The sequence below is a fragment of the Streptomyces flavovariabilis genome, from assembly GCF_000725785.1.
Taxonomy (GTDB): domain Bacteria; phylum Actinomycetota; class Actinomycetes; order Streptomycetales; family Streptomycetaceae; genus Streptomyces; species Streptomyces hawaiiensis.
Genome location: NZ_JNXD01000015.1, coordinates 22,061 through 47,904 on the forward strand (window position 1 = coordinate 22,061; position 25,844 = coordinate 47,904).

At 71.4% G+C, this 25,844-nt stretch carries 22 protein-coding genes; 6 read left to right on the top strand and 16 right to left on the bottom strand.

The features are described 5' to 3' along the window. The first annotated feature begins 32 nt into the window (after positions 1 to 32). Positions 33 to 1,463, top strand: a complete 1,431-nt coding sequence (locus IO24_RS0125160) for an endo-1,4-beta-xylanase (RefSeq protein WP_031139135.1) — start codon at positions 33 to 35, stop codon at positions 1,461 to 1,463. Between the two features lie 31 nt (positions 1,464 to 1,494). Beyond that, positions 1,495 to 2,868, top strand: coding sequence for an RICIN domain-containing protein (locus tag IO24_RS0125165; RefSeq protein ID WP_420823224.1), 1,374 nt, complete (start codon positions 1,495 to 1,497; stop codon positions 2,866 to 2,868). A 66-nt stretch (positions 2,869 to 2,934) separates the two neighbouring features. Here the strand turns inward: IO24_RS0125165 and adh are convergent, their stop codons facing one another. Further along, positions 2,935 to 4,452, bottom strand: coding sequence for an aldehyde dehydrogenase (adh, locus tag IO24_RS0125170; protein WP_031139139.1), 1,518 nt, complete (start codon positions 4,450 to 4,452; stop codon positions 2,935 to 2,937). A gap of 96 nt (positions 4,453 to 4,548) precedes the next feature. Further along, positions 4,549 to 5,772: a helix-turn-helix domain-containing protein gene (locus IO24_RS0125175; RefSeq protein ID WP_031139141.1), complete on the bottom strand. Its 1,224-nt coding sequence runs from the start codon at positions 5,770 to 5,772 to the stop codon at positions 4,549 to 4,551. Positions 5,773 to 6,070: 298 nt separating this feature from the next. Here IO24_RS0125175 and IO24_RS46675 point away from each other — a divergent pair, with 298 nt between their 5' ends. Continuing rightward, a complete protein-coding gene (locus IO24_RS46675) occupies positions 6,071 to 6,472 on the top strand; it encodes a hypothetical protein (RefSeq protein ID WP_234335278.1) in 402 nt (133 codons plus the stop codon). Here the strand turns inward: IO24_RS46675 and IO24_RS0125185 are convergent. From IO24_RS0125185 to IO24_RS0125215, 7 genes are all read right to left on the bottom strand, one after another. Beyond that, positions 6,438 to 6,926 carry a hypothetical protein gene (locus IO24_RS0125185; RefSeq protein ID WP_031139143.1) on the bottom strand — a complete coding sequence of 163 codons (489 nt, stop codon included), beginning with the start codon at positions 6,924 to 6,926 and terminating at the stop codon, positions 6,438 to 6,440. The genes IO24_RS46675 and IO24_RS0125185 overlap by 35 nt on opposite strands. A gap of 232 nt (positions 6,927 to 7,158) precedes the next feature. Beyond that, the gene (locus tag IO24_RS0125190; protein ID WP_031139145.1) at positions 7,159 to 8,409 is read right to left on the bottom strand and encodes a glucarate dehydratase family protein; all 1,251 of its coding nucleotides are present in this window, start codon (positions 8,407 to 8,409) and stop codon (positions 7,159 to 7,161) included. Next, a complete protein-coding gene (locus IO24_RS0125195; RefSeq protein WP_031139147.1) occupies positions 8,406 to 9,314 on the bottom strand; it encodes a 5-dehydro-4-deoxyglucarate dehydratase in 909 nt (302 codons plus the stop codon). Before IO24_RS0125195 ends, IO24_RS0125190 begins: the two co-directional genes overlap by 4 nt. Positions 9,315 to 9,343: 29 nt before the next feature. Next, positions 9,344 to 10,288, bottom strand: coding sequence for a carbohydrate ABC transporter permease (locus tag IO24_RS0125200; protein WP_031139149.1), 945 nt, complete (start codon positions 10,286 to 10,288; stop codon positions 9,344 to 9,346). Next, positions 10,285 to 11,205 (bottom strand): carbohydrate ABC transporter permease, encoded by a 921-nt coding sequence (locus tag IO24_RS0125205; RefSeq protein ID WP_031139151.1) that lies wholly within the window; start codon positions 11,203 to 11,205, stop codon positions 10,285 to 10,287. The genes IO24_RS0125200 and IO24_RS0125205 overlap by 4 nt, the downstream gene beginning before the upstream one ends. After that, positions 11,202 to 12,560, bottom strand: coding sequence for an ABC transporter substrate-binding protein (locus tag IO24_RS0125210; RefSeq protein ID WP_031139153.1), 1,359 nt, complete (start codon positions 12,558 to 12,560; stop codon positions 11,202 to 11,204). The genes IO24_RS0125205 and IO24_RS0125210 overlap by 4 nt, the downstream gene beginning before the upstream one ends. A 200-nt stretch (positions 12,561 to 12,760) precedes the next feature. Beyond that, the gene (locus IO24_RS0125215) at positions 12,761 to 13,144 is read right to left on the bottom strand and encodes a DUF5997 family protein (protein ID WP_031139156.1); all 384 of its coding nucleotides are present in this window, start codon (positions 13,142 to 13,144) and stop codon (positions 12,761 to 12,763) included. Between the two features lie 58 nt (positions 13,145 to 13,202). Here IO24_RS0125215 and IO24_RS0125220 point away from each other — a divergent pair, with 58 nt between their 5' ends. Continuing rightward, positions 13,203 to 13,970, top strand: a complete 768-nt coding sequence (locus IO24_RS0125220; RefSeq protein ID WP_031139158.1) for a LysR family transcriptional regulator substrate-binding protein — start codon at positions 13,203 to 13,205, stop codon at positions 13,968 to 13,970. Between the two features lie 645 nt (positions 13,971 to 14,615). Here the strand turns inward: IO24_RS0125220 and IO24_RS0125225 are convergent. The 4 genes from IO24_RS0125225 to IO24_RS0125240 form a co-directional block, all read right to left on the bottom strand. Further along, complete coding sequence (locus IO24_RS0125225; protein WP_031139160.1) at positions 14,616 to 15,380, bottom strand: DUF4142 domain-containing protein; 765 nt, start codon at positions 15,378 to 15,380, stop codon at positions 14,616 to 14,618. Positions 15,381 to 15,517: 137 nt separating this feature from the next. Next, positions 15,518 to 18,334 carry a beta-L-arabinofuranosidase domain-containing protein gene (locus tag IO24_RS0125230; RefSeq protein ID WP_031139162.1) on the bottom strand — a complete coding sequence of 939 codons (2,817 nt, stop codon included), beginning with the start codon at positions 18,332 to 18,334 and terminating at the stop codon, positions 15,518 to 15,520. Between the two features lie 129 nt (positions 18,335 to 18,463). After that, the gene (locus tag IO24_RS0125235; protein WP_031139164.1) at positions 18,464 to 19,159 is read right to left on the bottom strand and encodes an HAD family hydrolase; all 696 of its coding nucleotides are present in this window, start codon (positions 19,157 to 19,159) and stop codon (positions 18,464 to 18,466) included. Between the two features lie 19 nt (positions 19,160 to 19,178). Next, positions 19,179 to 19,655 (bottom strand): Lrp/AsnC family transcriptional regulator, encoded by a 477-nt coding sequence (locus tag IO24_RS0125240; protein ID WP_031139166.1) that lies wholly within the window; start codon positions 19,653 to 19,655, stop codon positions 19,179 to 19,181. A gap of 198 nt (positions 19,656 to 19,853) precedes the next feature. On the opposite strand from IO24_RS0125240, the gene IO24_RS0125245 reads away from it, so the two are divergent. Both IO24_RS0125245 and IO24_RS0125250 read left to right on the top strand, forming a co-directional pair. Then, complete coding sequence (locus IO24_RS0125245) at positions 19,854 to 21,344, top strand: FUSC family protein (protein WP_031139168.1); 1,491 nt, start codon at positions 19,854 to 19,856, stop codon at positions 21,342 to 21,344. A 622-nt stretch (positions 21,345 to 21,966) separates the two neighbouring features. After that, positions 21,967 to 22,992: a lactonase family protein gene (locus IO24_RS0125250; RefSeq protein ID WP_031139170.1), complete on the top strand. Its 1,026-nt coding sequence runs from the start codon at positions 21,967 to 21,969 to the stop codon at positions 22,990 to 22,992. Between the two features lie 96 nt (positions 22,993 to 23,088). Here the strand turns inward: IO24_RS0125250 and IO24_RS0125255 are convergent, their stop codons facing one another. The 3 genes from IO24_RS0125255 to IO24_RS0125265 all read right to left on the bottom strand — a co-directional run bounded on the left by IO24_RS0125255 (position 23,089) and on the right by IO24_RS0125265 (position 25,783). After that, a complete protein-coding gene (locus tag IO24_RS0125255) occupies positions 23,089 to 24,012 on the bottom strand; it encodes a sirohydrochlorin chelatase (RefSeq protein ID WP_031139172.1) in 924 nt (307 codons plus the stop codon). A gap of 110 nt (positions 24,013 to 24,122) precedes the next feature. Further along, complete coding sequence (locus tag IO24_RS0125260) at positions 24,123 to 25,109, bottom strand: N-acetylglucosamine kinase (RefSeq protein ID WP_031139174.1); 987 nt, start codon at positions 25,107 to 25,109, stop codon at positions 24,123 to 24,125. Beyond that, complete coding sequence (locus IO24_RS0125265) at positions 25,106 to 25,783, bottom strand: uracil-DNA glycosylase (RefSeq protein WP_031139176.1); 678 nt, start codon at positions 25,781 to 25,783, stop codon at positions 25,106 to 25,108. Before IO24_RS0125265 ends, IO24_RS0125260 begins: the two co-directional genes overlap by 4 nt. Positions 25,784 to 25,844: the final 61 nt, after the last annotated feature.

The following is a 25,844-nucleotide window of genomic DNA, read 5'->3' on the forward strand; positions in this document are numbered from 1 at the left end:
CCTTCCGTGATTCCTACCTTGGAGGCACAGTCATGGGCTCGAATGCCCTCCCCAGACCTGTTATCCGCCGGAAGATCCGCGGCCTGCTGCTGGCGCTGGTCGCCGGCGTCCTCGGTGTGGTCGCCGCACTGGTCGCGCCGCCGGCCGCACACGCCGCCGAGAACACGCTCGGCGCCGCGGCGGCGCAGAGCGGCCGTTACTTCGGCACCGCCATCGCCTCGGGCAGGCTGGGCGACTCGGCGTACACGTCGATCGCGAGCCGTGAGTTCAACTCGGTGACGGCCGAGAACGAGATGAAGATCGACGCCACCGAACCGCAGCGGGGCCAGTTCAACTTCACCGCCGCCGACCGCGTCTACAACTGGGCGGTGCAGAACGGCAAGCAGGTGCGCGGCCACACCCTGGCCTGGCACTCCCAGCAGCCCGAATGGATGCGGAACCTCAGCGGCAGCTCGCTGCGCCAGGCGATGATCGGCCACATCAACGGCGTGATGGCCCACTACAAGGGCAAGATCGGCCAGTGGGACGTCGTGAACGAGGCCTTCGAAGACGGCAGTTCGGGAGCCCGGCGCGACTCCAACCTGCAGCGCACCGGCAACGACTGGATCGAGGTCGCCTTCCGCACCGCGCGCGCCGCCGACCCGGCCGCCAAGCTCTGCTACAACGACTACAACGTCGAGAACTGGACCTGGGCCAAAACCCAGGCCATGTACCGCATGGTCCGAGACTTCAAGCAGCGCGGCGTGCCGATCGACTGCGTCGGCTTCCAGTCGCACTTCAACAGCGGCAGCCCCTACAACAGCAACTTCCGCACGACCCTGCAGAACTTCGCCGCCCTCGGCGTCGACGTGGCCATCACCGAACTCGACATCCAGGGCGCCCCGGCCACGACCTACGCCAACGTGACCAACGACTGCCTGGCCGTCCCGCGCTGCCTCGGCATCACCGTCTGGGGTGTGCGCGACACCGACTCCTGGCGAGCGGAGCAGACGCCGCTGCTGTTCAACGGCAACGGCAGCAAGAAGCCCGCCTACACCGCCGTCCTCAACGCACTCAACGGCGGCTCCACAACTCCCCCTGCGGATGCCAAACCGATCAAGGGCGTCGGTTCGGGCCGCTGCCTGGACGTGCCCGGCACCAGTTCCACCGACGGCACCCAGCTCAACCTGTGGGACTGCCACAACGGCACCAACCAGCAGTGGACGTACACCGCCGCCGGCGAGCTCAGGGTCTACGGCAACAAGTGCCTGGACGCCGCCGGCACCGGCAACGGCACCAAAGTCCAGATCTATGGCTGCTGGGGCGGCGACAACCAGAAATGGCGCCTCAACTCCGACGGATCCATCGTGGGCGTCCAGTCCGGCCTCTGCCTCGACGCCGTCGGAAGCGGCACCGCCAACGGCACCCTGATCCAGCTCTACTCCTGTTCGAACGGCGGCAACCAGCGCTGGACCCGCACCTGATGGCACCCGCCACAGACGAAAGGGTGAGTCGATGAAGACCTACGGTGCGGCTTCCCCCGCCCCGCCCCGCAGACATCGCTGGTGGTCCCGGGTCGCCGGCGTGGTGGCGGCGACCCTCGCGATCGGCATGCTCGCCGCGGTGAAGCCGGCGCCCGCCGAGGCGGCGACGGTGGACACCAACGCCTGGTACGTCCTGGTCAATCGCAACAGCGGCAAGGCGCTGGACGTCTCCGGCACGTCCACCGCCGACGGCGCGCGGATAGGCCAGTGGACACGCACCGACGCAGCCAACCAGCAGTGGCAGTTCGTGGACTCCGGTGGCGGCTTCTACCGCCTCAAAGCCCGGCATTCGGGCAAGGTCCTCGACGTGGCCGGCGCCTCCACCGCGGACGGTGCCGCGATCCAGCAGTGGGCCGACCACAACGGGGCCAACCAGCAGTTCCGCCTGGCCGACTCCGACGCGGGCCACGTCCGGCTGATCAACCGCACCAGCAGCAAGGCGGTGGAGGTGCAGGGCGCCTCCACCGCCGACGGCGGCAACGTCGTCCAGTACTCCGACTGGGGCGGCGCCAACCAGCAATGGCAGATGGTCAAGCTGTCGTCCGGTGGCGGTGGTGGCGGATGCGGCAGCGCCCCGGCTCTGGCGAGCGGCACGCACACGATTCAGAGCGGCGGCAAGAGCCGCAGCTTCATCCTCAGGGTTCCCGCCAACTACGACAACAGCCACCGCTACCGGCTGATCTTCGCGTTCCACTGGCGGGGCGGAACCGCCGGCGACGTCGCCTCGGGCGGCTCGAGCGGGAACGCCTGGTCCTACTACGGCCAGCAGGAACAGTCGAACAACGGCGCGATCCTCGTCGCTCCCCAGGGCCTCGGCAACGGCTGGGCCAATTCGGGCGGTGAGGACATCACCTTCGTCGACGACATGATCCGGCGCATCGAGGGCGGCCTCTGTGTCAACCCGGCACAGCGCTTCGCCACGGGATTCAGCTGGGGCGGCGGTATGAGCTACGCACTCGCATGCAGCCGGGCGAACGTCTTCAGGGCCGTCGCGGTCATCTCCGGCGCTCAGATCAGCGGGTGCAGCGGCGGCAACCAGCCCATCGCCTACTTCGGAATCCACGGCATCAGCGACTCCGTCCTCAACATCGGGCAAGGCCGGTCCCTGCGCGACAGGTTCGTCGGCAACAACGGCTGCACCCCCCAGAGCCCGCGCGAGCCCGCGCAGGGCAGCCGGACGCACATCACCACCACCTACTCGGGCTGCCGTGCCGGATACCCGGTCCAATGGGCCGCGTTCGACGGAGGCCACATACCCGGTCCGGTCGACGGTTCCTCCGGCGAAAGCGGCGTCACCACCTGGACCAAAGCAGAGATCTGGAGGTTCTTCGCACAGTTCCAGTGACATCCCCGCACCACGGAGTGGAGCCGGGATCATCCTGGCTCCACTCCGTGGACGTCTGCCCCGGCTCTAGAAGAAGCCCAGCTTCTTCGGCGAGTACGACACCAGCAGGTTCTTCGTCTGCTGGTAATGGTCGAGCATCATCTTGTGCGTCTCGCGGCCGATGCCGGACTTCTTGTAGCCGCCGAACGCCGCGTGCGCCGGGTACGCGTGGTAGCAGTTGGTCCAGACGCGGCCCGCCTTGATCTCGCGGCCCAGACGGTAGGCCGTGTTGCCGTCGCGGGTCCAGACGCCCGCGCCGAGGCCGTACAGCGTGTCGTTGGCGATCTTCAGGGCCTCGTCGACCGAGTCGTACGTCGTGACCGAGACGACCGGGCCGAAGATCTCCTCCTGGAAGATCCGCATGTCGTTGGTGCCGCGGAAGATGGTCGGCTCGATGTAGTAGCCGCCCTCCAGACCGGGCACCGCGCGGGGGTTGCCGCCCGTGACGACCTCGGCGCCCTCCTTCCTGCCGATGTCGAGGTAGGAGAGGATCTTCTCGTACTGGTCGTTGCTCGCCTGCGCGCCGATCATGGTCGCCGGGTCCAGTGGATCGCCGCCGACGATGGCCTTGGTGCGTTCGACGCAGCGGGCCATGAACTCGTCGTAGATCGACGAGGGAATCAGGGCACGGGACGGGCAGGTGCAGACCTCGCCCTGGTTGAGGGCGAACATCACGAAGCCCTCGACCGCCTTGTCCAGGAAGTCGTCGTCGGCGGCCATGACGTCGGGCAGGAAGATGTTGGGGCTCTTGCCGCCCAGTTCCAGCGTGACCGGGATGATGTTCTCGCTCGCGTACTGCATGATCAGCCGGCCGGTCGTCGTCTCGCCGGTGAACGCCACTTTCGCCAGCCGGGGGCTGGACGCCAGCGGCTTGCCCGCCTCCACACCGAAGCCGTTGACGACGTTGACCACGCCCGGCGGGAGCAGGTCGGCGATCAGGTCGATGACATAGAGCAGGCTGGCCGGGGTCTGCTCGGCCGGTTTGATGACGACGCAGTTGCCCGCGGCCAGCGCGGGAGCCAGCTTCCACGTGGCCATGAGGATCGGGAAGTTCCAGGGGATGATCTGGCCGACCACACCCAGCGGCTCGTGGAAGTGGTACGCGACCGTGTCGGCGTCGATCTCCGCGATGCTGCCCTCCTGCGCGCGGACGACTCCGGCGAAGTACCGGAAGTGGTCCACGGCCAGCGGGATGTCCGCGGCCAGGGTCTCGCGGACCGGCTTGCCGTTCTCCCACGTCTCGGCGACCGCGATCTTCTCCAGGTTCTGCTCGATGCGGTCCGCGACCCTGTTCAGGATGTTCGCGCGTTCCGTCGTGGAGGTGCGGCCCCACCGGTCGGCGGCCCGGTGCGCGGCGTCCAGGGCGAGGTCGACGTCGGCCGCGGTGGAACGGGCGACCTCGCAGAAGACCTTGCCGGTCACGGGGGTCGGGTTCTCGAAGTAGCGGCCCTCGACGGGCGCTTTCCAGTCGCCGTCGATGAAGTTGTCGTAGCGGCGGGCGAAGGAGACGATGCTGCCCTCGGTTCCTGGCTGCGCGTACACCATGGCGGCTCTCCTCGGTGAAGGACGGGGCGGGTTGCGACGCCCCTCACTGTGCTCCGGGGAGGTTGGCGCAAGGTTGGCGCCGTGGGACGCGGAACGTCAGTCGCGCAAGGACGTCGTCAGCCGGCCCCTCGCGATCGCACGGCGCGTGTCGTCCGGGCCGAGCAGCCGCAGCGCGTGCTCGTGGACCTCCGCGTCGTACGGGGCCCGTTCGCCGTAGCGCAGGGCGTGCTCCGGGCGGGTGCTCGCCAGCACGGTCTCGCGTACCGCCACTTCGATGCGCGTGCGCCACTCCTCGATGCCGGGGGCATCGGAGCGGGGCAGGAGCGTGCCGCCGTAGCGGCGCAGCGCGGTGTCCGTGTCGCCCTGCTCCAGCGCGCGCAGGACGTCGGCGGCGTCGCAGGACACCGGGGCGGTGAGGGCGTAGTGGCGAGGGGAGATCGCGCCGCCCAGTGCCCGGCGCAGGTGGGAGATCTCCGCCTTGAAGGTGGAGGGCGTGACCGGCCGGTCGCCGTACAGGGCCGCGCGCAGCCGTTGCGGGGAGAAGCCTTCGGGTTCGAGTGCGAGGAGGGTGAGAATCTCCAGTTGGCGGGGGCGCAGCGGGAGTGCCCGCCCCTCGTGCTCGGCTTGTTCGGAGCCCAGGCACGTGAGCCGCAGCCGGCCGGGGCGGGACACCTCCGTGGTCAGGCGGGCCTCGATCGTCGACACCAGCGTGCGGACGGTGGACATGGCCAGGGGGTGCGAGCGGTCCCAGGTCGTGGACAGGTCCAGTACGCCGAGGACGCGGCCGTCCCGGCCGTGCACGGGGGCGCAGTAGCAGACCCAGCCGTGCAGGGCCGACACCAGATGCTCGGCCGAGAAGACGGAGCTGGGGCGGCCGGTGCGCAGGGCGAGGGAGAGCGCGTTGGTGCCCATGGCCTGCTCGTCCCAGCGGCCGCCCGGCGCGAAGTTGACCCGTTCGGCCCGGCGGCGCATGGTCGGGCCGCCGCAGGTCCACAGGATCGTGCCGGACTCGTCGGTGACCGCGGTGACGAACCCGGCGTCCTCGGCGATGCTGTGCAGCTCCCCGGCGAGAGCGGAGACCGGCCGGTACAGCGGTGAGGACGCCCAGCGTTGGTGCACCTGGCCGCCGTCGGTGACCGGGGCGCTGTCCCGGCCCGGGTCCACGCTGCCCAGCGAACGCGCCCAGGACTCGGTCACCTCGTGGCGCAGCGTTCCGGTGCCGCCCGGCCGGACGCCCGGGACGCTCAGCCGCGGCACCCAGCGTGACCACTCGTGCTCCAGCACGGCCCTGCGCTGCCGGAGGTCAGGGCGCAATGGCATGGCCTCTCCTGCCGTCGTACCGGTTTCTCGGCGTGAGGTCAGTGTTACCGGATGCGCCTGCCCCGGTCGAGAATTCCGTCAGACCCGGGGGCGGTGTTCCGCACGAGGTGGCCGACGGCGACCGACTGGCCCGGAAGTGACATGTGGCCTGGAATTGCCCCCCGCTCTGAACGGGCGACCGCCTGACTGGATGTTTGTCCGGTCCCCGCGTGCCGCCGTACGGGTGACGGGTTCACTCGACCCGACGGACGGGGTCCGGCCCGCGTACCACCCGTGTGCGGCGCCGCGTTTGCCTGGCATGGACAGCACGGAGACGGCGCGGCGGCTTCCCGGGAACGACGCCGCGCCCCGCTCGTACGCCGAACTCACCAGCGGATACGCGGGACATCCGCCGATCTACGCGGCCCTCGTCGCCGAGTGGGAGGCCAGGGGCCACACGGTCCCCGAGCACCGCGACGGTCAGTGGGTCTCCTTCGCCGCGCCGGCCGAGAGCGAGACCTGGACCGCCGTCACCTCGTGGACCGCCGGCCGGCACATGGGTCCGGTCGTCCCCGTCGCCGCCCACCCGGCTGCCGGGCGGCACGCGGGTCCGGCCGCCCCCGCGGGCACCCGCCCCGTCTCCGGCCGCCACCCGGGGACGGCGGGGCCCTCTGCCGGAGCCCGCCTCACCAGCCGTCCAGCACCACCGGCTCCGCGCTGACCGGTGCCAGCACCGCGAGGGTTCCGCTGGCCTCCCGCAGGGCCGATTCGAGCGTGCCGGGGGTGTGCAGCGTGCCGGTCCCGTCCGGCGGGACGAGCCACTCCAGGCGGCCGGCGGGCCGGTACGGCGGCGGCACGGCCACCCAGGAGCCCCGGCCCACGTGCCGCACGCCGAAGCCGATCCATTCGCTGACCGGATCGGGCGGCAGAAAGAACCCCACTCTGCGGGCCGCGCAGTCCACCAGGGTGGGGCCGGGCACCTTCAGCGGGTCGCGCCACAGGATGTCCAGCGCGAGCAGGCCGAGCCGGTCGGGGACGCTGAGCACGTCCCAGTACCGCCCGGCCTCCACCAGTACCGTTCCCGCGCCGTAGTCCCACTCCCGCTTGCACTCCTGGGGGTCCGTGGCGGCCGCGGCGAGCCACTCGACGGCTTGCTTCCACATGACGCTCTGCATGGCCACCCCAGCACAGTCGGCGGCGCCGCGGTCGGGCGCGCACTGGACACGGGCCGGTGACCCGCGGGGTTCCGCGCGCCGCCCGGCCGTAGTCATGCTCGTAGATATTTCTACGGGCCGGAAGGGGTGGCGTGGCCTGGCGTTTGGGTCGGGCACGTCCCGGTCGAAAGAGGGCACGCGAAGGTGCGTCCCGTAACGCCGCGGTCAATTTCGCGCACCTCGCGTACGGCTGTCACCAGCGGGGGAGCCTCAGTTCGTACTCCGGCCGGAACCGCTGCATGTAGCCGGTGTCGTCCCGGCCGCGCATCCCCGAGTCGACGTAGCGCCGGTGCAGTCGCTCCAGCCGGTCGTGGTCGAGTTCGACACCCAGCCCCGGCCCGGTGGGCACCTTGACCTCCCCGTCGCGCAGCTCCAGCACGCCGGGGACGACCACGTCGTCCGCCGAGTTCCAGGGGTAGTGCGTGTCGCAGGAGTGGTCGAGGTTGGGGATGGCGGCGGCGACATGGGTCATCGCGGCCAGACTGATGCCCAGGTGCGAGTTGGAGTGCATCGACAGGGCGAGCCCGAACGCCTCGCACACGGCGGCCAGTTCGCGCGTGCGGCGCAGCCCGCCCCAATAGTGGTGGTCGGTGAGCAGCACCTGGACGGCGTTCTGCTCGACGGCCGGCCTCAGGTGCTCCCAGGCGATCACACACATGTTGGTCGCGAGCGGTATGGGGGAGTCCTTCGCGACCTCCGCCATACCGGGGATGCCTCTGGTCGGGTCCTCCAAGTACTCAAGCACCCCGTCGAGTTCACGGGCGACGTACTTCGACGTCTCGACCGTCCACGCCACGTTCGGGTCAAGGCGCAGCGGCTGCCCGGGGAACGCCTCCGCCAGGGCCCGTATCGCGGCGATCTCCTCGTCGGGCGGGAAGACACCGCCCTTCAGTTTGAACGACGTGAAGCCGTAGCGCTCCTGCATCAGCCGGGCCTGCTCGACGATGCCGGCCGGGTCGAGGGCCTCGCCCCAGTCGTCGCCGATCGCCGCGCGGCCGTCGAGCGCGGGGTGCTCGGCCCACTTGTAGAAGAGGTACGCGGCGAACGGCACCGAGTCCCGGACCGTGCCGCCCAGCAGGTCGCTGACCGGACGGCCGAGCAGCTTGCCCTGCGCGTCGAGGCAGGCCACCTCCACCGCCGAGGTGGTCCAGCCGCGCTCGTGTGAACCGGGCACGCTCGGCAGCAGCGCCGCGTCGATCGCGGCGGCCACGGCGGTGGTGTCGAACACGTCCATGCCGGCCACCACCTTCGCGGCGGCGTGCAGCCGCTCCAGCCGGGCCGCCCCGCCCGGCGACTCGCCGAGCCCCACCGTGCCGTCCTCCAGGACGAGTTGGAGGATCACCCGCAGGGCCAGCGGTTCGTGCACGCCGTTGGAGTTGAGCAGCGGCGGGTCGCCGAATGCGATCGGGGTGACGATCAGCTCACGGATGCGTGCGGAGCTCATGCGCCGGCCACCTCCAGTCCGTGGTCGAGGAGTTCGGACAGCCGGGCGACATGCTCCGGTGTCGGATCGAGCAGCGGGGCGCGTACGCCGCCGACGTCCAGGCCCCGCAGGGTCACTCCGGCCTTGACGAGTGACACGGCGTACCCGGGGACCTCGTCGCGCAGGGCGACGAGCGGGCCGTAGAACTCGTCGAGAAGCCGGGAGACCAGGGCGTCGTCGCCCGCGGCCAGGGCCCGGTGGAAGGCCAGGGCGATCTCCGGGGCGAAGGCGAACACCGCCGAGGAGTACAGCTCCACGCCGACGCCCCGGTAGGCGGGCGCGGTCATCTCGGCGGTGGGCAGCCCGTTGAAGAACTGGAAGTCCTCCGTGCCCGGCACGGCCCGCACCGCCCGGACGATGCGGTGCATCCGCTCGATGTCCCCGATGCCGTCCTTCAGGCCGACGACCCCGGGCAGGGCGGCGATCTCGGCAGCGGTCTCGGCGGTGAGCCGGGCGGTGCCGCGCTGGTAGAAGACGACGGGCAGGTCCGTGGCCGCGGTGACCTCCTCGACGTACCGCACGAGACCCTGCTGCGGGGCGCTGACCAGGTAGGGCGGCAGCAGCAGGATGCCGTCGGCACCGGCGCGTTCGACCCGGGCGGCCTGATCCCGGGCGACCGGCGTGGGGCCGCCGGCCGCCGCGAGCACCGGCACCCGTCCGGCCGTGGTCTTGACGGCGACCAGGGTGGCCCGCTCGATCTCCTCGGCCGACAGCGCGTGGAACTCTCCGGTGCCGCAGGCGACGAACACACCTCCCGCGCCCGCGGCGACCCCCGATTCGATGTGCTGGGCCAGCCGTTCCTCGTCCAGTGAACCGTCCGCCGCGAACGGCGTGACCGGAAAGAACAGCACTCCGTGGAACTTCATGTCTCCCTCATACGTGGGGGGTTGGATGATCAGCCCTTGGTGGCCCCGGCGGAGATGCCGGTGACCAGCGAGCGCTGGAGGAGCAGATAGACGATCAGGCTGGGGACGAGGGCGATGACCGCACCGGCCAGTACGACCCCGGAGCCGACCTCGGGGTCGGTGCGCAGGACGGACAGGGCGACGGTGACCGTGTAGTCGGTGGGGTCCTTGGCGGCGATCAGGGGCAGCAGGTACTGGTCCCAGATCATGATGAAGCCGAGCACCCCGGCCACACCGAGCGCGGGCTTGCACAGCGGCAGGATGATCTGCCACAGCATCCGCAGTTCGCCGACACCGTCGAGGCGGGCCGCCTCCTCGATCTCGGTGGGGATGTCCCGCATGAACTCGGTCAGCATCATCACCGAGAAGCCCCAGGCGCCCAGTGGCAGGATGACGCCCCAGACCGTGCCCTTGAGGTCCAGGTGGACCAGCGGCACATCACCGAGGACCAGCGACAGAGGGATCGCGATGACCTCCTCGGGCAGCATCAGCGTCATCATGAACAGCATCATGATCAGCGCCTGGCCGCGGAACCGGTGCCGGGCCAGCGCGTACGCGGCGAGCGTGCACACCACGAGCTGGAGCAGCAGCCCACCGCCCGCGATGACCAGCGAGTTGCCGAGGTAGTCCCAGATGCCGCGCTCGCCCGCCACCTCGAAGTTCAGCAGCGTGCTGTCGTGCGGCAGGAACGACAGCGAGGATCCGCTGGGGTTGGTGGTGAAGGCGCCCGAGAAGATCGTCAGGAACGGCGCCGCGAAGACGGCGAGGGCTGTCAGGCAGAGCAGGACGCGCAGGGTCCAGGCGACACCGGGCTTGTCGTTCCAGCCGAGAGCGGTGTCGAAGCGAGCCGGGGTGGTCCGCTGCGCCTTGCTGCTCCGGTCGGCCGGGATGCCGGGTGCCGCCGGCCGGACGGGGTCGATGACGGGGGCGCTCATCGCGCTTCTCCCCTCTTGCGGAGGTAGTTGACCATGACGGTGAGCAGCAGCGTCACGCAGAGCAGGACGACCGAGGCCGCGGAGGCGCCGCCGATGTCGTTGCGGGTGAAGCCCAGGGTGTAGGCGCGGGTCATCCAGACGTCGGTGGATCCGGCGGGGCCGCCGCCGGTCAGGACGTAGACCTCGGTGAACACGCGCAGCCCGCGGATCGTGGCGAGCGTGAGGACGATCATGAGCGCCGGGCGGATCGCGGGCAGCGTGACCCAGCGCAGCCGCTGCCACAGGGAGACGCCGTCCATCGCCGCCGCCTCGTACAGCGAGCGGTCCACGCCCGCGAGACCGGCGAGAAAGATCACCATGTTGTACGGGGCCCAGATCCAGATGCCCATGGCCATCGTCGAGTACAGCGCGACGTCCGGGTTGTCGAGGAACGGGACCGGCCCGAGGCCGAGGAGATGCAGGCCGCTGTTGAGGAGGCCGTCGGAGGTCGGGTAGTACATCAGCCGCCACAGCTCGCCGACGACCGCGGTGGCCGTGACGGCGGGCAGGAACACGGCGGTACGGAGGATCCTCAGCGAGCGGGCCTGGCCCTCGAGCAGCAGGGCGAGGGCGAACCCGAGCAGGATCGCGCCGGCCGCCTGGCCCAGGCCCAGGATCAGGGTGTGCCCGATGGCGTCCTGGAAGCGGTGGTCGGTCAGGACCCTCGTGTAGTTGTCGAGGCCGATCCACTGGTCGCCGAGGAAGGGCCGCACGTCGAAGAAGCTGAGCCGGATGCCCTTGACCATCGGCCAGAACTTGAAGACGAGGGCGAGCAGCAGACCCGGAGCCAGGAAGAGCCAGGGGGTGACGGCCTTCTTGCTGAAGGCCCTTCTGCCGGGGCTTCTGCGTGCCGCGGGGGCGGGGACGGTAACGGTCATTTCAGCAGGTCCTGGTCCTTGAGGTCTCCGGCGAGGGTGTCGTTGAGCTCCTTGAGCTGTGAGCGGACGTCACCGCCGCAGTACGTGAAGATCGAGTTGAGCGCGTCGGCGGTGTCCTGCTTGATCGGGGCGAAGTCCGGCGCGTTGGGGAACTGCTCGGAGGCGTCCTCGTAGGCCTTCTGCACGACACTCCAGCGGGCGTCCTTCGTGACCTCCGCCGCGTCCAGCGTGGAGTTGACGGGGATGCGGACGACGGGCTGGTGACCGTCGACACTGGTCATGGCGATCTTCTGGCCCTCGGGCGAGACCAGGAACGCGGCCAGCGCCAGCTCCTGCTCGTCCTTGCCGGTCTTGGCGCCGAGGTAGACGTTCTCGCCGTCGGCCAGCACATCGCCGCCGGCCGGGCCCGCCGGAGCCGGGACCACCTCGTACTTGTCCTTGCCGAGCGTGCCGTCGAAGGTGGTCATGTTGTACGGGCCGGTCATGTACATCCCGGCGTTGCCGTCCTGGAAGTTGGTGGCCGTCGACGTCACGGCGGTGAGCGCGCCGGGCTGGACGACGCCCTTCCTGCCGCAGAAGAGGTTGTCCTTCATCCAGGTCACGGCGCCGACCGCGGCGGCCGAGTCCATGGCGGGGGCGTACTTGCCCTTGCCGGCCGGCTCGATGATTTTCGCGCCGCCCTGCCACAGGAAGCTCGCGCCCCACCAGGCCGCGTAACCGTTCTGCGCGCTGCCCGGCACGACCATGCCGTAGGTGTCGGCCTTGCCGTCGCCGTCGGGGTCCTTCGTGGCGAAGGCCTTGGCGACGGAGAGCATCTGCTGCCAGGTCGTCGGCACCTTCAGGCCGAGCTTCTTCAGCCAGTCCGTGCGGATCATCAGAGTCTGGGCCTGGCGGGAGTAGGGAACGCCGTAGTGCTTCCCGTCGATGCCCACCGTGGACGACCAGGACTTGTCGGTGATCTGGTCCCCGCCGGCGATCGACGCGGGATCGATCGGCTTGAGCAGGCCCTGGCTCTGGTAACTGCCCATGAGCGCCGTGTCGTTGATCATGACGTCCGGCAGGTCCTTGGTGGACGCCCGGCTCTGGAGCTGCTGGTCGAAGTTGATGACCGGCTGGTAGTCGATCTTGATGCCGGTCTTCTTGGTGAAGGCGGCGAAGACCCGGGCGTAGGTGGCGGCCGAGTCCGGATTGCTCCGGGTCCAGACCTCCAGTGTGTTCGGGTCACCGCTGTCGGCACCGCCGGAACCGGAGCCGCAGGCGGCCGTTCCGGACATGAGCCCCGAGACGGCGAGCACGGCAGCCAGGCGGCGTACGCGGCGGAGCCGCATATCGATGCTGCGTCGGCGATCCCGCATGGATGGTCTCCGTTCATATCCGTGAACTCGCTTCACGAATCTAAATGATCGGCCAAGCTACGGATCGTTTCATCGGCATGTCAAGACATGGCTGAAAGATTTCACCGACATCACACGGCGGCCCGAGAACACCGAGAAAACAGCGACGGCCCCCACCGGATCATCCGGTGGGGGCCGTCCGAAAACGAGTGGTGCCCGGGTCAGGCCTGACGTTCGGCGTTCTTCTTCTTGATCCGGACCGCTTCCTTGCGGACCTCCGCCTGGGTGGCGCGCTCCCGCTCCAGCCACTCGGGGCCTTCCTGCTTGAGCGCCTCGATCTGCTCGGTGGTGAGGGGCTCGGTGACGCCCGCGCGGGCGAGACCCGCGATGGACACGCCGAGCTTCGCCGCGACCACCGGCCGGGGGTGCGGGCCGTTGACCCGCAGGTCCTGCAGCCACTGCGGCGGGTTCGCCTGGAGCTCGTTCAGCTCGGCGCGCGAAACGACACCCTCCCGGAACTCGGCGGGTGTGGCCTCGAGGTACACACCCAGCTTCTTCGCCGCGGTCGCGGGCTTCATTGTCTGGGTGCTCTGGTGCGACGTCATGCCGTCCAGCGTATCGAGCCGGTGCACGACCCCTGACCACGCCCGGTAGCCTGGCGAGGTGACAGGCTCGGATGTAACCCCCTCGTTCCGGCTCGCCTACGTCCCCGGGGTGATGCCCGACAAGTGGGTGCGCATCTGGAACGACCGGCAGCCCGGCGTCCCCCTGATCCTCACGCAGGTGCCCGCCGGAGCGGCGGCCGAGCGGCTGCGCGACGGGGAGGCCGAAGCAGGCCTCGTACGGCTGCCCGTCGACCGGACGGTCTTCAGCGCCATTCCCCTCTACACCGAGCAGACGGTCGTCGTCGTGCCGAAGGACCACCTGGTCACGGCCGTCGACGAGGTGGCGCCGGAAGACCTGGCCGACGACATCGTGCTGCACCCCCTCGACGACGTCCTCGCCTGGGAGAACCTCCCCGGGCGGCCCGCCCTCGAACGGCCCGCCACCACCGCCGACGCCGTCGAACTCGTCGCGGCGGGCATCGGCGTCCTCGTCGTCCCGCTGTCGCTCGCCCGCCTCCACCACCGCAAGGACCTCACCCACCGGCCCCTCAAGGACGCGCCCGAGTCGAGCGTGGCCCTGGCCTGGCCCGAGGACGCGAAGACGGACCGGGTCGAGGACTTCATCGGCATCGTCCGCGGCCGCACGGTCAACAGCACCCGGGGCCGCGCGCAGCCTCCGGCGCAGGAGAAGCCCAAGCGCACGGACAAGGACGGCGCCCGGCGAAAGCCGACGACGGCCAAACAGCCGACCGCGAACCGCCGCGGAACCGCCTCCGGCGGCACCCCCAAGACCGGCAAACGGGGCAGGCCCCGCCGACGTTCGTAGCGCTCGAAGACCGCGGTGTTCGCTGGGCTGCGGCGGCGAACCCGCCGCCGGGGGGGTTTCGCCGGGTCTTGAAATGGGTTCGCCGGCCGCAGTGTGGGGGCCGGCCCGGTCTTGGTGCGGGCCGGCGGGCCGGTGGCGGTGATGCCGCGAGTCCTGGCGTGGGGGTGCCGGCTGGGGCGGGGAGGCTCGTCGGGTCTCGGCACGGGTCCGCCGGTCGAGGGCGGGTGCGCTGGCCGGGTCCTGGCGGGGCCCGCCGGTCGAGGACCGGTGCGCTCTCCGGGCCCTGCGGGTGCTTGCCGGGTGGCGTGGGCTCGTCGCCGGGCCGTGTGGATGCTCACCGGTTTCGGCGCGGCCCGTCGGCCGACGGCGGGTGCGCCCACGGGGTTCTGCCGGAGTCGTCCGTTCGGCAGGCGCGGGCGCTGACCCGGTCAAGGCGTGAGTGCGCCCGCCGACGAGGGGCCGCTGATGCGGTCTCGGCGTGAGCCCGCCCGCCGGCGAGGGGGCGCTGATGCGGTCTCGGCGTGAGCCCGCCCGCCGGCGAGGGGGCGCTGACCCGGTCTCGGCGTGAGCCAACGTCTCGCCTCCGGACCGATGCCACTCACCGCCGGAGTGACGGCGGCCCCGGACGGCCACCGTCGCTCTCGTTCACCCCGCCGACGGAGCCGGCTGCGGCTGCCCGTAGGACGGATTGGGGGCGACCGTCTGGAAATCCTTCAGGTCTTCGGGGACCGGCAGCACGCGGACCGGCGCACCCTGCTGTGGCGGCGGCGGTGTCGTCTGCTCCTGGGGCAGCTTGGGCGGGGCGGTGATCTGGAAGCTGACCTGCTCCTGGTTGATCAGGCCGGTCTTCTCCAGGACCGTGATGTGGTCGAGGACGGTGTCGTTGGTCGTGTCGGCGAGCTCCCGCACGAGGCTGTTCCGGGTGGTCGCCCGGATCTTGGCGATCGTCGGGAAGATACCCCCGTGCGCGACGCGCATGATGGTCACCGCCGTGGACTCGAACTCCTTGCCGGTGCTGCCTTCCGCCGTCGCCACGAACTGCTGCTGCTGCGGCGACGCCTCGTTCGGCAGGGTGATACCCAGGTCCGTGGAGACCTTGCGGCAGCCCGCGTCGAGCCTGCCGTGACCCACGAGCAGATGCTTGGCGACTTCCTGCATCTCCGGCGACGAGCTCCGCTCCTTGATCATTTGCCCCAGCGGGTACTCCCACAGGCCGGCCGCGCGCACGCGTACCACGAAGTCGCGGTCCGCCTCGGTCAGCGGACCCCACTGAGTGTTGGCGATGATGCGGTCCTGGCCGGAAGCCGCGTTCTCCACGCCCAGCATGCTGGGATAGGCGAGCGCGGTCAGCGTAAGGATCAACGCTCCGCCCACGAACGCGGTTCCTGCCGTGCTGCGCGAGATGCGCATCGTGCCTCCTGGAATATGAACGGCCCTACACCAAGAGGTACGGATGGCAGGGGCGAAACAATCACCCCTGCCGTAAAAAAGTTCGGGCGTGTGCGGCGGCCTCCGCGGTCGTCGCACACGCCCCGTCGGGCAGGTGCTCAGGGCTGGTACGAAGCAGCTGCCGCCGTCGCCACCACCTTGTCCCCGTCCGTCCTGCTCAGCCGCCCGGCCGTCACCCACGCGTTCACCACGAACCGCACACGGGCCACCAGGGCCCCCTTGTTCCCGAACGGTGCCCCGGCCCAGATCTCGTCCAGGAGCGTGGTGCCGTCGGTCTTCGCCGGGTTGGCGACCCCCGAGTCCCGGCCACCGAACACGACATGCGGCTCCGCCCGCCGGAAGTAGGCGTGCGTCGGATCCTCCGTCCCCTCGGCGAACGGCACCCACTCCCTTCCGCCCAGGGTGAAGTGCAGCGGCTTGCCCGGCACCGGCGTGAGGGAGGCCGACAGATCGCCGGACAGACCGGCGTCGCGGTACAGCCCGACCTTCAGGTACTCCGTGGCCGAGTCCCGGGCGACCAGGTTGACCGGGCCGTGGAAGAGGGTCTGCAGGGACGGGTCGTCCAGCGCCTTCTCCACTCGCGTCCGGAACGGCATGGCGATACGGACCGTGTCGCCGGCCCGCCAGCTCCGGGACACGTCGACGTAGCTGCCCGGCTTCGGAGTCCCGGGCACCGCGCGCCCGTTGACGGTCACCCGGAACCCGGCCGTCGCCCAGAACGGCACGCGCAGCCGCAGCGTGAAGGAGGCGCGACCGCCCCCGAGGGTCAGCGTGCTGCCCTGCTCCTGAGGGAAGCGGGTGGTCTGCGTGACCGTGACGCCCTTCTCGGCCCAGGTCAGCGTGGACGGGCTGTACAGGTTGACGTACAGGGCGCTGTCGTCGGACTTCGCGAAGTACACCGAGTCCTGGTACTTCGTGGCGCTCTCCATGCCCGTGCCCTCGCAGCAGGTCGTGCCCTGCTTGGGTGTGTAGTCCCGGACATGACCGGGCGTCAGCCCGATGAAGTACGTGACGAGTGGCTTCTCCGCGTCCGGCTTGTCCTGCTTCGATCCGAGCACCTGGTTGTACAGGGCCCGCTCGTAGTAGTCCATGTACTTCGGGTCCTGTTCGTGGAAGAACAGGGTCCGGCTCAGCTTGAGCATGTTGTACGCGCAGCACGTCTCGGCCGTGGTCGGGCTGATCGTGCCCGCGATCACGTCCCGCGCCTTCCAGAACTCCTGGGTGCTGGTGCCTCCGATGCCGTACATGCGGTGCGGGACGACCATGTCCCAGAAGTTCTTCGCCGACGTGAGGTAGCGCTCCTCGCCCGTCTCGTCGTACAGCCGCACATAGCCGGTGAAGATGGGGATGTGCTGGTTGGCGTGCAGCCCGTCGAGGACGTCGGTGTTCGCGGCGCACGCGTCGATCAGCCGGTCGAGGTCGAACAGCTTGGCCAGGGCGAGGTGTTGGGCCTTGCCGGTGATCGTGTGCAGATCGCAGATCGCCTCGACGATGCCGCCGAACTCGCCGCTGGAGAAGATCCCCCACATGCGCTGGAGCGTGGCCTCGGGCAGCTTGGACAGCCGGGAGTACATCCAGTCGCACATGCCCGACGCGAGGTCGAGGGCCCGGTCGTCGCCGGTGGCGGTGTACGCGTCGAGCAGACCCCGGAGGATCTTGTGCGCGGTGTAGTAGGGCGCCCACACCTTGGTGTAGTCGGAGGTGGTCCTCGACTCCAGGTCGATGAACTGCGTCTCCGGGTACGCCGCGAGGAAGCCGGGATGGCTGGGCCCGCCCCAGGTGCGGCGCAGTGTGGCGGTGAGGTTCCGGCCGGAGGCGTCCGCGAAGGCCCCGCCGGCCGTCTCGTCGAAGGCGTACGAGGCCAGGTCGCCCCGGCCGGTCGAGGCGTCGGCGGTCCGGCGGCTCTGCAACTCCGTGATCTCGGCGGCGGTCAGCGCCCGCGAGAACATGTTGAAGTCCTCGAAGGCGCCCGCGAAGACGGGGTCGGCCGAGTAGTTCGAGCGGCCCAGCCAGTTGTTCTTCAGCGTGCCGAGAGCCGCCGGCGAGAGGCTCATCGCCGTGTTGCGCGCCACGGCGGTGCCGTCGACGTAGAGGGTGCCGGTGCCGCCCGCGATCGTGACCGCCAGGTGGCTCCACTGGTTCAGCGGCAGCGCGGCCGTGCCGTTCAGGCCCTGCTCACCACCGGCTCCTGACGTGGTGATTGCGAAGCGCGGCACCCCGGCCTGGTTGCGTGCCGCCAGGTAGAGGTAGCGGCTGGTGTCGTTGCCGAAGTCGAAGATCCGGGCCCAGTCGGCGTCGTGCGTGGGCCGGACCCAGAGGGAGAAGGTGATCGCCGGGGCCCCGCCGAGCACGGTGGCCGGCAGGTCCACGTACTGGTGGGAGCCGCGGACCTGATCCGCGGCGGCCCCGAACTTCCCCGCGATGCCCAGCACCACGGGATCCCGCCGCAGTGCCGCGCGCACCTCGGTCAGCGCCCCGACCATGGTGGCGATCCGGTCGGCGAACACCTGCTCCTTCGTCCCGCGATATGCCTGCGCCAGCATGGTCAGGAAGTGTCCCGTGTAGTGGCCCCGCAGATTGCCGTTGGCCTCGCCGTCCAGGCCCTCCCAGCCGCCGGGCGCGACCGCGCCGCCCGTGGCCAGACCGGCGTTGGCGCGGAACACCTGGAGCAGCCGGTTCACGTCGTAGCCGCGGGCGTGATCCAGCATCAGCTTCCGCTTGTCTGCGAAGACGCCCTGCCCGAGGCTCACGTCCTCCAGCCCGAAGGGCCGTACGGACCAGGCGGACGGGGCGCCCGCGGCGGCCGTGGCGGGAGCCGCCGCGGCCCGTCCCGTCGCCGCCTGCGACAGCGCGGGGACGGCCACGGCGGCGGTCGCGGCCTGAAGAAGAGATCGTCTGGAGAGGGGCCGTGCCATGTGTGCTCCTCCAAGGTCCACGGTGATCAGAAGCGGGCACTCCTGGTCGATATTCCGAACGCTGTACGGATGATCGACCAGACCCTAGGGAGGGGGCGGGGGAGCGTCAACGGGTCGGAGGGGACGAGTTCAGGAAAGGCCGGCCGAGTTCACGAGCCAGTCGTAGGCGGACCGCGCCGTGAACTCCTCCTGGCCGCCTCGCAGCAGAAGACCGGCGGTGGCGAACTCCGGTGCGTCCGCCTGGTCCGGGACGTACGGGATCGCGAGGCACCGCATGCCGGCCGCCTGCGCGGCGGCGGCACCCGGGGCGGCGTCCTCCAGTACGACGCAGTCGGACGGGGCCGCGCCCAGCCTGCGGGCCGCCTCCAGGAAGACGTCCGGAGCGGGCTTGCCGTGCGCGACCTCGTCGGCGGAGACCACGGTGTGCAGGTGCGCGTCCAGTCCGGTTCCGGCCAGCACCGCCGCGATGGCCTGCGGGGACGAGCCCGACGCCACGGCCATCGGCACGCTCTCGGCCGCGAGCAGTTCGACGAACGTGCGCATCTCCGGGTAGGCGCGCGTGGCGCTGCGGGCCAGCGCCAGGTAGCGGCGGTTCTTGGCGGCGAGCAGCTCGTCCACCGAGGCGGGCAGCCGGTAGCGGTCCTTCCAGTCCGCGACCGTCTCCTGCGTGCTGATGCCGACGTACCGCTCGTGGTCCGCCCAGGTGAAGTCGTGAATGCCGTACGCGGCGAGCGTCTGACGGCCTGCCTCGTAGTAGTGGGGCTCGCTGTCCACGAGCGTCCCGTCGAGATCGAAGATGACCGATATTCCGCGGAGCTTGCTCATGCCGCCATCGTCTCAAAGATCACCCGCGAGCCGGCCGCCCGATCGACTCCACCAGTGGAAGCAGCCGGTGGGACACGCGCTCGCGCAGCGCGACCTCCGTACGGGTGCGCACCACCCCGGGCATGCTGATCAGTTTCTGGACGACGTCCTCCAGATGCGCGTTGTCCCGCGCCACCACCCGGGCCAGCAGATCCCCGCCGCCCGTGATCGAGAACGCCTCGACGATCTCCGGCACCGCCGCGAGCGCGTCGCCCACCTCGTCGAGATGGCCCTGGGTGACCTCGATGTGCACGAACGCCAGCACCGGATGCCCGAGCGCGGCGGGGGAGAGGGCCGGTGCCGTGCCGGTGATCACACCGTCGCGCTCCAGCCGGTCGAGCCGGGCTTGAAGGGTGCCCCGGGCGACACCGAGGAGCCGGGCGTATTCGCGCACGCTCGTGCGCGGCTGCTCCAGCAGCAGTCGCAGGATGCGGGTGTCGAGCGCGTCCACGGGCATGGCACGTCCTCCTCGTCCGTTGGCTCTGTCACGGCCGATCCCAGACCGCTTCTGCTGTACCAATGGACCAGTCTAGGATGAGCCGGTTGAGCCAGTGGCCTCCGGGATGCTGATATGGGTGCGTCGATGGCGCTGCGGACCCCGCGGCGCCTTTTTCATGCGTAGTCATGACCGGTGTCTCGAAGGGGGCGGTAAGCGGTGCTGAAGAGGGTGTTCATGGCTCCGGATCCGGGGCGGACGCGACTGCGGTTCGCCGCCCGTGCCGTGCTCGGCATCACGCTCGCGGTCGCCGTGTGCGGCCTCGCCGGGCACTCCCTCGCGGGTGCCGTGACCGGCGGTCTCGCCGCCCTGCTCGCCCTGTTCACGGTCACCGACGCCACGGTCCGCGGCCAGGCCGTCACAACCGCGCTGCTGCCCGCCGTCGGCCTGCCGGTGCTCACCGCGGCGGCCGAGCTGCACGACCACCCGGTGGCCCGTGACCTCACCTTCCTCGCCGTGGTCGGCGCGGGCGTGTACGCGCGCCGCTGGGGGCCGCGCGGGCACAGCCTCGGCGTGTTCGCGTTCATGACCTTCTTCGTGGCTCAGTTCCTGCACGCCACCACCGACCAGCTGCCCCAGCTGTACGCCGCGGTCCTGCTGTCCGTCCTCGCCGCGTCCGCGGTGCGCTTCGGCCTGTGGTGCTACGAGCGCCGCCTGCCGCCGCCCGTCGTGCCCGCTCCGCCGGGCGGCACGGGCCTGGCCCGGGTGACCACCCGCCAGGCGATCCAGGCGACGGCCGGAGCCGGCTTCGCCCTCGTCGTGGGTCAGCTGGTGTCCGGGCAGCGCTGGTACTGGGCCGTCGGCGCCACCTGGTGGATCTTCGTCAACACCACCTCGCGCGGCGAGACGCTGGTCCGCGGCTTCCGGCGGCTGCTCGGCACGGTCATCGGCATCGGCCTCGGACTGCTCGTGGCCCTGCCCGTGCACGGTGACCCGGCCGTCACGGCCGCGCTCGCCGCCCTCTGCGTCTTCGGCATCTTCTACACGGCCGCCGTGTCCTACACCTGGATGATGCTCTGGGTCACCCTCCTCGCCGGACTGCTCTACGGCCTCCTCGGCGTCCTCGGCCCGGACCTGCTCGCCCTGCGCCTCGCCGAGACCGGCGTCGGGGCGCTCGGCGCCGCCCTGGCCGTGGTCCTCGTCCTGCCCGTCACCACCCACAGCGTCACCGACGCCTGGATCCGGCGGGCGCTGCGCTGCGTGCACGCCTGCGCCGTCGAGACCGCCCGGCGGCTGGCGGGTGCGGCCGATGCCGACCCGGCCCCGCGGGTGGCGGAACTGGAGCAGCTCCTCGCCCGGGTACGGCTCTCGGTCGCCCCGCTCGTGCATCCGCTGAACCCGATGCTCGGCCGCAAGCGGCGGGCCCGGCGCGTGCTCGCCCTCCTCGACGACTGCGCCCGGGAGATCCGCGGTCTGGTCGCCGTCGCGGCCGACCCGGAGGCCTCCCACGACGCCCGTCTGGCCACGGCCTGCCGACGGGTGGAGTCCGCCGTGGAGGCCCTCACCGAGGGCAGGGACATCACGGTCCACACGGACGGACTGTCCCACGCGGAACCGGCCCTGGCCCACCTGCACGGCCTGGAGCGAGCCCTGTCGGAACTGGCCCGCCCCCTGCGCACACCGTCGGGTTCCCCGCTGGTCGGCGCCTGACGGGCGCCTCCACGTTGCCCCGAACGGGCTGCGCCCGACTCTGGCCCCCTCTCGTACATGCCCCTTGAGGGCCCGGCGGGGCGCTCCCTCGTTGGCTGGAGTGGGCTACGGCCGAGCTTGGCTCCCTACTGCACGCTGCTGGGGGCTTGGCGGGGCGCCGGCGTGTCGGCTGGAGCGGGCTGCAGCCTGGTCGGCCTCCCCTGTCGTACCCGCCGCTTGGGGCCCGGCGGGGTGCTTCCGTGCCGGCTGGGGTGGGCTTCGGTCGAGCTTGGCCTCCTGTTGCACGCTGCTGGGGCCCGGCGGGGTGTTCCCGCGTCGGCTGGAGTGGACAGGCCGAGGCGGCCGCCCCTGTCGTACACGCTGCTGGGCGGCCTGAAGGGGCGCTCGTGTGTCATCCGGGACGTGCCTCGGCCGAGTCGGTTGGTCCGCTGAGCGTGCTGCTGGCCGGTGCCTGCCGGCGCGCTTCCCGTGGCCAGGAGCGAGTGCCGACCGAGTCGGGTCGGGCGTTGCGAACGCGGCGGGTCTGGGCCTGACCGGGCGAACCAGCCTTGACCCCGTGGTCTAGACCTTGCATGATCGGCTGCGCGGTCCTTCCGGGCGGCGTGGGCGAGAGGGGACAGCGGTGGCGGACGGCAGGCGACGGGCGTTCATCGGGTCGTTCACGGCGGCCGGCGGCCCCGGGATCGTGACGGCCGAGGTCGACGCCGACAGCGGCGCGCTGGCCGTGCTGAGCAGCGTGAACGTAGTCCCGGACCCCTCCTGCCTGACCCTCGCGCCCGACGGGAAGACGCTCTACGCGGTCAGCGAGACGGCCGAGGGCGCGGTGGCCGCGTACCGGGTGGCCGGGGACAAGCCCGAGCCGGCCGGGCGGCCCGTGCCGGTCGACGGCGGCAGTCCGACCCACCTCAGCCTCTTCGCCGGGCACGTCCTGACCGCCAACTACGGTTCCGGCAGCGTCACCGCGGTCCCCGTCCGCCCCGACGGCACCCTCGCACGGTCCGCTTCCGGCGTGCTCCGGCACAGCGGCGCCGGGCCGCACACCCCCCGCCAGCAGCGGCCGCACGCCCACCAGGTGCAGCCCGACCCGAGCGGCCGCTGGGCCGTCAGCGTGGACCTCGGCACCGATTCGGTGCGGGTGTGCACGCTGATGGACGGCGCCCTCGTCCTGCATCGGGAGACCGCTCTGCGGCCCGGCTCGGGGCCGCGTCACCTGGCCTTCCACCCGGAGGGCTCGCACGCGTACGTCGTCAACGAACTGAGCCCCTCCGTCACCGTGTGCCGCTGGGACGCGGCCCAAGGTGTCCTGACACCGCTGTCCGAAACGCCGGTCCTGCCCGGCGCACCGGCGCGCGACGCCTACCCGTCGGGCATCGCCGCCTCGCCCGACGGCCGCTTCGTCTGGACCGCCACCCGCGGCGAGGACGTCCTGTCCGTGCTGGCCGTCGAGGGCGAGGAGCTGCGGCTCGTCACCACGGTGCACTGCGGCGGCCACTGGCCGCGCGCCCTCACCGCCGGCGGCGGCTTCCTGTACGTCGCCAACGAACGCTCCGGCGACGTGACCTGGTTCGCGGTCGACCCGCTCACGGGCGTCCCACGACGAGGCGGCTCGATCAGGGTGACGGCGGCCGCGTGCGTGGCCCTCGGCTGAGGAGCAGCCACCACACCCCGGCCAGGCGCCCCCCGACGACGAAGGCCCGCTCCGAACCGGAGCGGGCCTTTCAGGCGTTACGCGCAGCGCCTCGTGTCAGCGCACCGGCGCGCTCTGCGCCTGCTGCGGCGCGATGCCCAGCGCCGTCGTGTACTTGGCCAGGGCGAGCTTGCCGATCGCCGGGTACGGGCCGAGCGACTCGGCGGCGGAGCAGCCCGCCTCCTTCGCGGCCTCCTCGACCAGACCCGGCTCGATCTCCGGGCCGATCAGATACGGCGCGAGCGCCAGCTGCTGAGAGCCCGAGGAGCGCAGCTGCTCGGCGACGGACGCGATGGAGCCCTCCTGGTCCAGAGCCGCGGCCATCACCGGCACGGCGAGGCGCGCGGCGAGCAGCATGCCCGTGATCCCGGCCGCCTGCACGGCCTCGTCACCACCCACCGACGCCAGGATGATGCCGTCCGCGGCGGTCGCCACGGTGAACAGCCGGGCGCGGTCCGCGCGGGCCAGACCGGCCTCGGACAGCCGCACGTGCAGCGCCTCGGCGAGCAGCGGGTGCGGGCCGAGGACGTCCGTCAGCTCGGCGGCGACCCGGCTCTCCATGAGGGCCTGGCGGATACGGCGCAGCAGCGCGCTGTCCGGGCCGGCGAGCAGCGGCACGACGACGGCGACGGGGCCGTCGGGCATCTTGACGTCCATGCCTGCGGCGCGGGCCTGCTCGAAACGGGCCGTGCGCTCCTCGGCGGCGTGCACGAGCACGGCCTGCAGCGAGGGGAACTCCGCGTTGTCCCCGTCGAGGTACCCGATACGGGCGTCGAGGCCGGGCAGCTCGGAGCGGGCGATGCTCACGACCTCCTCGGCGAGGCTGCGCGTGGCGCTACTGGGCGTCCCCGGCACGGCGAGGACGAGCGCGGGCGCGCCCTCGGGAGCAACCAGCGGCTCGGGACGGCGGTGCCGTCCGGGCTGGCGGGGGCGCGGCATTCGTACGGGCAGGCCATCCGCGGGCCCAGTGGGGGAACTCATGGCGCCGCATGTTACTGGCTTCTTGGGTTCCCCTGTTCGGGGAGGGTGCAGGTGAGCGGTATCCGTCCTGTTTTGTCTGATGAGTTGCGTACGGGTGGGACGCGATCGGATCAATCACCCGACCGGGTGGTCACGGACAGCATCGTCTCGTCACCCGGCAGCGCGAGCGAACCGGTGCTGAGTCCGGCGGCGATGCGCACCGAGCCGTGCAGCGGATCGCCCTCGGCCGGCACCCGCCGCGCGTGCGGGAGCCGCCGAGTCAGTTCCTCGTCCAGGGGGCCGAGCAGCGGGTCGCCCAGCCGGAACAGGCCGCCGGTGACGGCGACGCGCGGTTCACCGCCGGAGGGGCACACGGCCGCCGCGGAGTCGGCCATGTGCCGGGCGGCCGCGCGCAGGATGCCCGCGGCGACGGGGTCCTCGTCGGCGCAGGCGGCCACACGGGGTGCGAAGGAGGCGAGCAGGGCGGGCCGGTCGGGACGGGGATACAGCGCACCGGGCAGCCCGGCGACGGGCCCGAACACCTCCTCGGCGCAGGCCAGCAGCCGGGCCGAGCCGCCCTCGCGCCCGTCGTGGGCGCGCAGCGCGGCCTCGAGACCGGCCCGCCCGATCCACGCGCCGCCGCCGCAGTCGCCGAGCAGATGCCCCCAGCCGTCCGCACGCCGCCAGCCGGTGAGGTCGGTGCCGACCGCGATCAGTCCCGTACCGCCGGCGATCACGGCACCGGGGCGTGGCCCGAGCGCACCCACATAGCCGGTCACGGCATCGGCGGCCAGTGCGACCCTGCGCACGCCCCACTCCCGGGCCAGGGCGCCCGGCAGTTCGGCGCGCAGTCCGTCACCCAGGGAGGCCAGCCCGGCCGCGCCGACGACGACGGTGGTCAACGGCACCGGTCCCGCCTCTGCGGTCAGGGCGCGCACCAACGGCACGAGTCGCGTCATGAAGTGCTCGGGGTCGATGCCCCGCTCACCCGTGCGGACCGGCTCACCGGACGCCGGCCGGGCCAGCGGTCCGCGCTCGGCGGTTCCCACCACGGCCCGCAGCCCGGAGCCGCCGGAGTCCACGGCGAGAAACCAGGAGCCCTCCGACGCCCCGGTCACGGCAGACGCCAGTCCACCGGTTGGCCGCCCTGGCGGATCAGCAGGTCGTTGGCCCGGCTGAACGGGCGGGAGCCGAAGAAGCCCCGGTCGGCCGACATGGGGGAGGGGTGGGCGGATTCGACGGAGGGCAGGTCGCCCAGGAGCGGGCGCACATTGCGGGCGTCGCGGCCCCACAGGATGGACACCAGCGGCTTGCCGCGCCCCGCCAGGGCCCGGATGGCCTGCTCCGTGACCTGCTCCCAGCCCTTGCCCCGGTGAGCACCGGGCTTGCGGGGGGCGGTGGTCAGGGCCCTGTTGAGCAGCAGCACGCCCTGCTGTGTCCAGGGCGTGAGGTCGCCGTTGGACGGCTGGGGGAGCCCCAGGTCGGTGGTCAGCTCGCGGTAGATGTTGATGAGGCTGCCGGGCAGCGGCCGCACCTCGGGCGCGACCGAGAACGACAGCCCCACCGCATGCCCCGGAGTGGGGTACGGGTCCTGACCGACGATCAGGACGCGTACGTCGTCGAAGGGCTGCTGGAAAGCCCGCAGAACGTTCGGCCCGGCCGGGAGGTAGGTGCGTCCCGCGGCGATCTCCGCGCGGAGGAAGTCCCCCATCGCGGCGACGTGTTCGGCCACCGGTTCCAGGGCCTTCGCCCAGCCCGCTTCGACGATCTCATGCAAGGGTCGTGGTGCCACGGGCGTCACCCTACTGCCGTACGGGCAGCGGCGATCAACCGGTGGCCAACGCCTGTGCGCA